The organism is Kocuria sp. NPDC057446 (assembly GCF_042802875.1).
Lineage (GTDB): Bacteria > Actinomycetota > Actinomycetes > Actinomycetales > Micrococcaceae > Kocuria.
On sequence record NZ_JBHVDI010000173.1, the window covers coordinates 1 to 7,328 of the forward strand.

9 protein-coding genes and 1 tRNA gene are annotated in these 7,328 nt (G+C 72.7%); 8 read left to right on the forward strand and 2 right to left on the reverse strand.

All coding sequences use genetic code 11. The annotated features are described in order from the left end of the window. Positions 1 to 20: 20 nt before the first annotated feature. Complete coding sequence (locus ACFU0Y_RS15840) at positions 21 to 368, reverse strand: hypothetical protein (protein WP_380215540.1); 348 nt, start codon at positions 366 to 368, stop codon at positions 21 to 23. After that, on the reverse strand, positions 365 to 1,570 hold the full coding sequence (locus tag ACFU0Y_RS15845; RefSeq protein ID WP_380215542.1) for a pyridoxal phosphate-dependent aminotransferase: 1,206 nt from the start codon (positions 1,568 to 1,570) through the stop codon (positions 365 to 367). Before ACFU0Y_RS15845 ends, ACFU0Y_RS15840 begins: the two co-directional genes overlap by 4 nt. A 284-nt stretch (positions 1,571 to 1,854) precedes the next feature. On the opposite strand from ACFU0Y_RS15845, the gene ACFU0Y_RS15850 reads away from it, so the two are divergent. The 8 genes from ACFU0Y_RS15850 to rplL all read left to right on the forward strand — a co-directional run bounded on the left by ACFU0Y_RS15850 (position 1,855) and on the right by rplL (position 7,258). Next, positions 1,855 to 1,927: transfer RNA gene (locus tag ACFU0Y_RS15850), tRNA-Trp, on the forward strand. 108 nt (positions 1,928 to 2,035) lie between these two features. Continuing rightward, on the forward strand, positions 2,036 to 2,308 hold the full coding sequence (gene secE / locus ACFU0Y_RS15855) for a preprotein translocase subunit SecE (protein WP_017833270.1): 273 nt from the start codon (positions 2,036 to 2,038) through the stop codon (positions 2,306 to 2,308). Positions 2,309 to 2,392: 84 nt separating this feature from the next. Further along, entirely contained in the window at positions 2,393 to 3,250 is an 858-nt protein-coding gene (nusG, locus tag ACFU0Y_RS15860) for a transcription termination/antitermination protein NusG (protein ID WP_380215544.1), read from the forward strand. Between the two features lie 146 nt (positions 3,251 to 3,396). Further along, the gene (rplK, locus tag ACFU0Y_RS15865) at positions 3,397 to 3,828 is read left to right on the forward strand and encodes a 50S ribosomal protein L11 (RefSeq protein WP_368799086.1); all 432 of its coding nucleotides are present in this window, start codon (positions 3,397 to 3,399) and stop codon (positions 3,826 to 3,828) included. A gap of 88 nt (positions 3,829 to 3,916) precedes the next feature. Further along, complete coding sequence (gene rplA, locus ACFU0Y_RS15870; RefSeq protein ID WP_380215547.1) at positions 3,917 to 4,624, forward strand: 50S ribosomal protein L1; 708 nt, start codon at positions 3,917 to 3,919, stop codon at positions 4,622 to 4,624. Positions 4,625 to 4,768: 144 nt separating this feature from the next. Continuing rightward, complete coding sequence (locus ACFU0Y_RS15875) at positions 4,769 to 5,920, forward strand: GNAT family N-acetyltransferase (protein WP_380215549.1); 1,152 nt, start codon at positions 4,769 to 4,771, stop codon at positions 5,918 to 5,920. A gap of 331 nt (positions 5,921 to 6,251) precedes the next feature. After that, positions 6,252 to 6,776, forward strand: coding sequence for a 50S ribosomal protein L10 (gene rplJ, locus ACFU0Y_RS15880; protein WP_380215551.1), 525 nt, complete (start codon positions 6,252 to 6,254; stop codon positions 6,774 to 6,776). 98 nt (positions 6,777 to 6,874) lie between these two features. Further along, entirely contained in the window at positions 6,875 to 7,258 is a 384-nt protein-coding gene (rplL, locus tag ACFU0Y_RS15885; RefSeq protein WP_058872512.1) for a 50S ribosomal protein L7/L12, read from the forward strand. Positions 7,259 to 7,328: the final 70 nt, after the last annotated feature.

A 7,328-nucleotide genomic window follows, 5' to 3' on the forward strand; every position in this document is an offset into this window, starting at 1 on the left:
GTGCGGGACGGACCCGCGGGTCAGCGGCGGGCGCGGTCCACCAGGACGGCGCCGGCGGCGGCGTTGACGGCCGTCACGGCCAGGACCGAGGGCCAGGCCCCGATCCGCCCGGCCAGCGGGTGGGACAGCCCGAAGCCCAGGACGTAGAGGCCGCCGAGCGCCGCGGTGGTGGCCGGGCCGCCGCGGTGCCACCAGGTGTGCGCGGCCGCAGCCCCCGCCGCGGCCAGCACCGCCCCGCCCAGCGGGCGGACGCCGGTCGCACGGGCCGTGGCGTACCCGCCGATCAGCCCCGCGCTCACGAGCGCCGCGGCGGGCACCGACTCCACGGCCGCCACGGCGGCGCCCAGCGGACCCGTGGCGGCGCTCACGCGGCGCCGCCCAGGTACTCCTGGAGCCGGCGGAGGCCCTCGGCGAGGTCGTCGTCGCCCAGGGCGTAGGACAGGCGCAGGAAGCCGGAGGGGCCGAACGCCTCGCCGGGCACCACGGCCACCTCCGCCTGCTCCAGGACCAGCTCGGCGAGCTCGGCGGAGGTCTGCGGCGTCGCGTCGCCGAAGCGCCGCCCCAGCAGGCCGCGCACGTCCGCGTAGGCGTAGAACGCGCCGGTCGGGGTCGGGCACTCCACGCCGTCGATGGTGTTGAGCGACTCGACCATGGTGCGGCGGCGGCGGTCGAAGGCCTCCCGCATCCGGTGGGCCTCGTCCAGCGGGCCGGACACGGCCGCGAGCGCGGCCCGCTGCGCCACGTTGTTGACGTTGGAGGTGAGGTGGGACTGCAGGTTCGTGGCCGCCTTGATCACGTCCGGGGCGCCGATCATCCAGCCCACCCGCCAGCCCGTCATCGCGTAGGTCTTCGCCACGCCGTTGAGCACGATCACGTTCTCGCCCAGCTCCGGCACGGCGGCGGCGATCGAGGTGAACGGCACGCCGTCGTAGGTGAGGTGCTGGTAGATCTCGTCGGTCAGCACGAAGATCCCCTTCTCCGCCGCCCAGCGGCCCACGGCCGCGGTCTCCTCGGGGGAGTACACGGCGCCCGTGGGGTTGGACGGCGAGCAGAACAGCAGCGCCTTCGTCCGCTCGGTCCACGCCGCCTCGAGCAGCTCGGGGGTCACCTTGTAGCCGAGCTCCGGTCCGGCGAAGACCTCGACCGGGTTGCCGCCGGCGAGCTTGATCGCCTCGGGGTAGGTGGTCCAGTACGGGGCCGGCAGCAGGACGTCGTCGCCCTCGTCCACGACCGTCGCGAAGGCCTGGAACACGGCCTGCTTGCCGCCGTTGGTGATCAGCACCTGGGAGGGCTCCACCGCGTACCCGTCGTCCCGGGCGGTCTGCTCGGCCACCGCCTTCCGCAGCTCGGGCAGGCCGGCGGCCGGCGTGTACCGGAAGTTCGCCGGGTCCTGCAGCGCGGCCGCGGCGGCGTCCACGATGTACTGGGGCGTCGGGAAGTCGGGCTCCCCGGCGCCGAAGCCGATCACGGGCCGGCCGGCGGCCTTGAGCGCCTTCGCCTTGGCGTCCACGGCGAGCGTCGCGGACTCTGCGATGGCGCCGACGCGCCGGGAGATGCGGGACGTGGTCATGACCGGGGGCCTCCTGGAGGGGGAACGGACGGGGTCCGCCGGGCGCGGCCACGGCGGTGCGGACGCCCCCATGCTACTCGGGGGGCCGCGCGGAGGCTCCGGCGCCGCGGCGGCCGCGGCGGCCCGGATTGCACCCCGCCGCCCGGGTCGCCTAGGATGGACGACTGGTGTCATCGGCGCCTGCTTGGCCGTGCCGTCGCGGTGGAGCCGGGTGGTAGAGTCGGTGACCGGGTCCGAGCGATCGAGACCGGCGTCCCCACGCCGGCCGGGGTCGCGAGGCACGTAGGGCAGTGGCGCAATTGGTAGCGCAGCGGTCTCCAAAACCGCAGGTTGCAGGTTCGAGTCCTGTCTGCCCTGCTCCAGTCCGGGGCGGTCCCCGGCACTCCGTACGGGGTGCCGGGAGCCGCCGCGGCCACGGCGGGCCGGCAGCATCGCGGCGCGCACGAGTCCACACAGGGAGAGCCGATGTCGCAGACCACCGCCGGCCGCGCGTCGGGCCAGCCCCCGGAGCAGGGCGCCGAGAGCCCGCGCGGCGTCTTCGGACGCCTGTTCCTCTTCCTGCGCCAGGTCGTCGGGGAGCTCCGCAAGGTGGTGACCCCCACCCGGCGCGAACTGGTCAACTACGTCCTGGTCGTCCTCGTGTTCGTGGCGTTCATGATGGTGCTCATCTCGGTCCTGGACCTCGCGTTCGGCCAGGCCGCCCTGTGGATCTTCGGCCAGGGGGACGCCGCCGGCTGATCCGGGCGGCGCACGGCCCGGCACGGCCCGGCCACCGTGACCCAGCAGAGCACGACATCCACGAAAGAACTTGAGGGAGATCCAGTGACCGAGCACGAGCTCGAAAACGGCACCGAGGCACCGGCCGAGGTCGACCAGCAGGCTCCGGTGCTGCCGGAGGCCGAGACCTCCGTGCAGGAGGAGGACTTCGCGGCCGCCCACGAGTCCGAGGACGCCCCGCCGGCCCCGGACGCCGAGGAGGCTCCCACCGGGTCCGCCGCCGACGGCGCGCCCTCCGACGCGGAGACCCCGGTCGACCAGCAGGCCCCGGCGGCCGAGGACGAGGTCCCCGCCGTGGACCCCGTCGAGGAGTTCAAGTCGAAGCTGCGCCGCCAGGAGGGTGACTGGTACGTCATCCACACCTACGCCGGCTACGAGAACCGGGTGAAGACGAACCTCGAGACCCGCATCCAGTCCCTCAACATGGAGGACGACATCTTCCAGATCGAGGTGCCGATGGAGGAGGTCGTCGAGATCAAGAACGCCCAGCGCAAGATCGTGCGCCGGGTGCGGATCCCCGGCTACGTGCTGGTGCGCATGAACCTCACCGACGCCTCCTGGGGCGCCGTCCGGCACACCCCGGGGGTCACCGGGTTCGTGGGCCAGGACGCCTACAACCCCGTGCCGCTGCGCCTCGACGAGGTCTTCGAGATGCTCAACCCGGTCTTCGAGGCGCCGCAGGGCGCGGGCGCCGAGTCCGCCGCCCAGCCCAGCGCGCAGCCGCAGATCGACGTCGACTTCGAGGTCGGCGAGTCCGTCATCGTCAAGGAGGGCCCGTTCGAGACCCTCCCCGCCACGATCTCCGAGATCAAGGTGGAGTCCCAGCAGCTGGTCGTCCTCGTGTCGATCTTCGAGCGCGAGACCCCCGTGACCCTCGGGTTCAACCAGGTCTCCAAGATCTGAGCCCCGCGGGCCGCTCCGGCCCGCCCCAGTTCCCGGCCCCGCGGTGCATGCTTCGCCGCCGGGCCGCCCGGCCGCCGCGCCACGGCGGCCACCCGCCGTCGTACGCTCCTGTGCGCCGGTACCTCCAGCAGAAGAAGGACCAGCACATGGCTCCCAAGAAGAAGAAGGTCTCCGGCCTGATCAAGCTGCAGATCCAGGCGGGCGCCGCCAACCCGGCGCCCCCCGTGGGTCCGGCCCTCGGTCAGCACGGCGTCAACATCATGGAATTCTGCAAGGCCTACAACGCGGCCACGGAGTCCCAGCGCGGCAACATCGTGCCCGTGGAGATCACGGTCTACGAGGACCGCTCGTTCACCTTCATCACGAAGACCCCGCCCGCCGCGCAGCTGATCAAGAAGGCCGCCGGCGTCGCCAAGGGCTCGGGTGTCCCGCACACCCAGAAGGTCGGCAAGCTCAGCATGGACCAGGTCCGCGAGATCGCCGAGACCAAGAAGGAAGACCTCAACGCCAACGACATCGACGCCGCCGCGAAGATCATCGCCGGCACCGCCCGATCCATGGGCATCGAGGTCGAGTGATCAGCCTCGGCTGACACCACCCACCGTTATTGACGTGGCAGGGCCGAGCGCGGCCCGCAGACCACAACTGCACAAGGAGAAGAAGCAGATGGCAAAGCGCAGCAAGGCATACCAGGCGGCCGCCGCCAAGATCGACGCGGGCACGCTGTACGCCCCGGCCGAGGCCGTGGCCCTGGCCAAGGAGCTCGACACCGCGAAGACCGACTCCACCGTGGAGGTCGTCCTCCGCCTCGGCGTGGACCCCCGCAAGGCCGACCAGATGGTCCGCGGCACCGTGAACCTGCCCAACGGCACCGGCAAGACCGCCCGCGTGGTCGTCTTCGCGACCGGCGACAAGGCCGCCGCCGCGGAGGAGGCCGGAGCGGACCACGTCGGCTCGGACGACCTGATCGCCCGCATCCAGGGCGGCTGGACGGACTTCGACGCCGCCGTGGCCACCCCGGACATGATGGGCAAGGTCGGCCGGCTCGGCAAGGTCCTCGGCCCCCGCAACCTGATGCCGAACCCCAAGACCGGCACCGTCACCATGGACGTGACCAAGGCCGTCAACGACATCAAGGGCGGCAAGATCGACTTCCGCGTCGACAAGCACTCGAACCTGCACTTCATCGTGGGCAAGACGTCCTTCGACATCGAGAAGCTCGCGGAGAACTACGGCGCCGCCCTCGAGGAGATCCTGCGCCTGAAGCCCTCCGCGTCGAAGGGCCGCTACATCACCAAGGCGACCGTCTCGACCACGTTCGGCCCGGGCATCCCGGTCGACCCGAACGCCACCGAGGTCGTCGTCGGCGCCTGACGCCGTGCACCGGAGCCCGCGGGGCTCCGACGGGTGGGGGCCCGGCCGATGCGGCCGGGCCCCTTTCCGTCCGGCGGGACCACCCCGCCCACGACCCAGCAGCCGGCGGGCGTCCGCCGGTGCCCACGGAACGGAGATCCCCTCGTGACCGAGCACCCCCCAGTGCGCATCGAGCAGATGCGCATCCCCGCCGAGTTCGACCACCCCGCGCAGGAGCTGCTGGGGCGCGTCGCGGAGCTCGTGCGCCGGTCCCGGCAGCACGTGTGGGGGATCTCGGACCTCACCGGCGACGCCCAGGAGCTCTACCGGGACCTGCACGACCCCTTCGAGCGCGTGGTCGTGCTGCTCGCGTGGGCCCAGGACCGGCTCGCCGGGCGGGCCGAGGTGCGGATGCCCCTGGTGACGCTCACCGACTCCGCCCACATCACCGTCGACGTCGACCCCGACGTGACCGCGCAGGGCACCGGCAGCGAGCTGCTGGCCGCCGCCGAGCAGCTCGCCGTCGGCGAGTCCCGCCGGCACCTGCGGATCCAGACCGAGCACCCCGGGCCGGAGGAGATCCAGGGCGACGGCAGCGTCACCGGGGTCTTCCCGGTGATCACCCCCGGCATGGTCGAGTGGGTGGACGCCGCCGACGGCTCGGGCCGGCTGCCCGTGTCCAACCGTCAGACCCGCTTCGCCCTGAGCGCCGGCTACCGGCTCGAGTCGGTCAGCGACTTCGGGGTGCTGGGCGTGCCGCTGCCGCCCGAGCGCGTCGAGGCCCTGCTGCGGGAGGTCGCGGCCTCCCCGGCGCAGGAGCCGTACCGCATCCACGTCTGGAGCGGCCCGGCCCCCGAGGACCGGCTCGACGAGCTCGCGGCCCTGCACTCGCGGATGACCGCCGACTCCTTCCTGGCCCCCGTGCTCGCCGCCGAGCCGGAGCCGTGGGACGCGGAGCGGGTGCGGCGCACCGAGCAGCTGCGCGCCGAGGCGGGCAACGTCTCGCTCGTGGCCGTCGCCGAGCACGAGCCCACCGGGCGGCTCGTCGGGATGACCGAGATCGTGCTCGCAGGGGAGGAGCCGCCCATCGGGATGCAGGACGAGACCGTGGTCCTGCGCGAGCACCGCCGCCGCTGGCTGGCCACCCGGCTGAAGCTGGCCAATCTGCAGCAGCTCGAGCGGCTCGCGCCGAGCGTGCGCACCGTCTACTCCTGGAGCCACAGCGGCGACGACCGGATGAGCCGGGTCAACGCCCGGCTGGGCTTCCGCGTGGCCGGGCGCAGCGGCGTGTGGGCCCGGGACTTCCCCGCCGCCTGAGCCGGAGACGGGCCCGTCCCGAGGCCCGTCCCCGGGGCCCGCGGGGCAGGCGGCCGCGCCGATTTGGCCGTGGTGGGGCCCTCCGGTAGCCTGGAGTCACCAAAGACCGCCGGTCGTGGTCCCCCTGCCTCGTGCGCCCCGCTTCGGAGCGCCCGCCACGGGGGACAGCCGTAAGAGTTCCGCCAGGAACCGCCAGCGCAGGTGAACCAGCACAGCGAGCACGTCCCGTCCTGCACGGGCCGGCACGCCGAGCCCCGGGCATCTGCGCGGGGCTTTTTCTGTGCCCGGGCCCTTGCGGCAGCGACCGGCAGCGAAGACCGGAAGGAGTACCATGGCGAACCCGGAAAAGGCAGCCGCGGTCGCCGAGTTGAAGGAGATGTTCTCCAACTCGGACGCCGCCGTCCTGACTGAGTACCGCGGCCTCACCGTGGCCCAGCTCAAGGAGCTGCGCCGCTCGCTCGGTGGGAACGCAGAATACGCCGTGGTGAAGAACACGCTGACCGCGATCGCGGCCAAGGAGCTGGGGATCGACGCGTTCGACGGCCAGCTCGCCGGCCCGAGCGCGATCGCCTTCATCTCGGGGGACCCCGTCGAGGCCGCCAAGAGCCTGCGTGACTTCGCCAAGGCGAACCCGCAGCTCGTCGTCAAGGGCGGCTACCTCGAGGGCAAGGCCCTCAGCGACGCGGAGATCAAGCAGCTCGCGGACCTCGAGTCCCGCGAGGTGCTGCTGGCCAAGGTGGCCGGTGCCGCCCAGGCGTCCCTGTCCCAGGCCGCGGCGCTGTTCCAGGCCCCGCTGTCGAAGACCGTCCGCACGGCCGAGGCGCTGCGCGCCAAGGTCGAGGAGCAGGACGCCTGACCAGCACCCCCGCCGCGAGGCACATTCTCACCACGGAACCAGACCGTCCCGCGCCGACGAACCCGGCCGGGGCACACCATCGAAAAGGAGCCACAACCATGGCCAAGCTCACCACCGCTGAACTGATCGACGCGTTCAAGGAGCTCTCCCTGATCGAGCTCTCCGAGTTCGTGAAGGCCTTCGAGGAGACCTTCGACGTCACCGCCGCCGCCCCCGTGGCCGTCGCCGGTGCCGCCGCTCCGGCCGCCGCCGCCGAGGAGGCCGAGGAGCAGACCGAGTTCGACGTCGTCCTCGAGGCCGCCGGCGAGAAGAAGATCCAGGTCATCAAGGAGGTCCGCGCGCTGACCTCCCTCGGCCTCAAGGAGGCCAAGGACCTCGTGGACTCGGCCCCCAAGGCCGTCCTCGAGGGCGCCAACAAGGAGGCCGCGGACAAGGCCAAGGAGGCCCTCGAGGGCGCCGGCGCCACCGTCACCCTCAAGTAGGACCCCAGCAGGACCCGGACGCGTTCCACCGCGGACGCTCCAGCGAGGCCCCGGACGCACGGCGTCCGGG

Bases quoted from the DNA above. Each gene is read 5' to 3' on its own strand.
- ACFU0Y_RS15845 (WP_380215542.1), bottom strand. From the start codon at position 1,570: ATGACCACGTCCCGCATCTCCCGGCGCGTCGGCGCCATCGCAGAGTCC.
- secE (WP_017833270.1), top strand. From the start codon at position 2,036: ATGTCGCAGACCACCGCCGGCCGCGCGTCGGGCCAGCCCCCGGAGCAG.
- rplK (WP_368799086.1), top strand. From the start codon at position 3,397: ATGGCTCCCAAGAAGAAGAAGGTCTCCGGCCTGATCAAGCTGCAGATC.
- rplA (WP_380215547.1), top strand. From the start codon at position 3,917: ATGGCAAAGCGCAGCAAGGCATACCAGGCGGCCGCCGCCAAGATCGAC.
- rplJ (WP_380215551.1), top strand. From the start codon at position 6,252: ATGGCGAACCCGGAAAAGGCAGCCGCGGTCGCCGAGTTGAAGGAGATG.
- rplL (WP_058872512.1), top strand. From the start codon at position 6,875: ATGGCCAAGCTCACCACCGCTGAACTGATCGACGCGTTCAAGGAGCTC.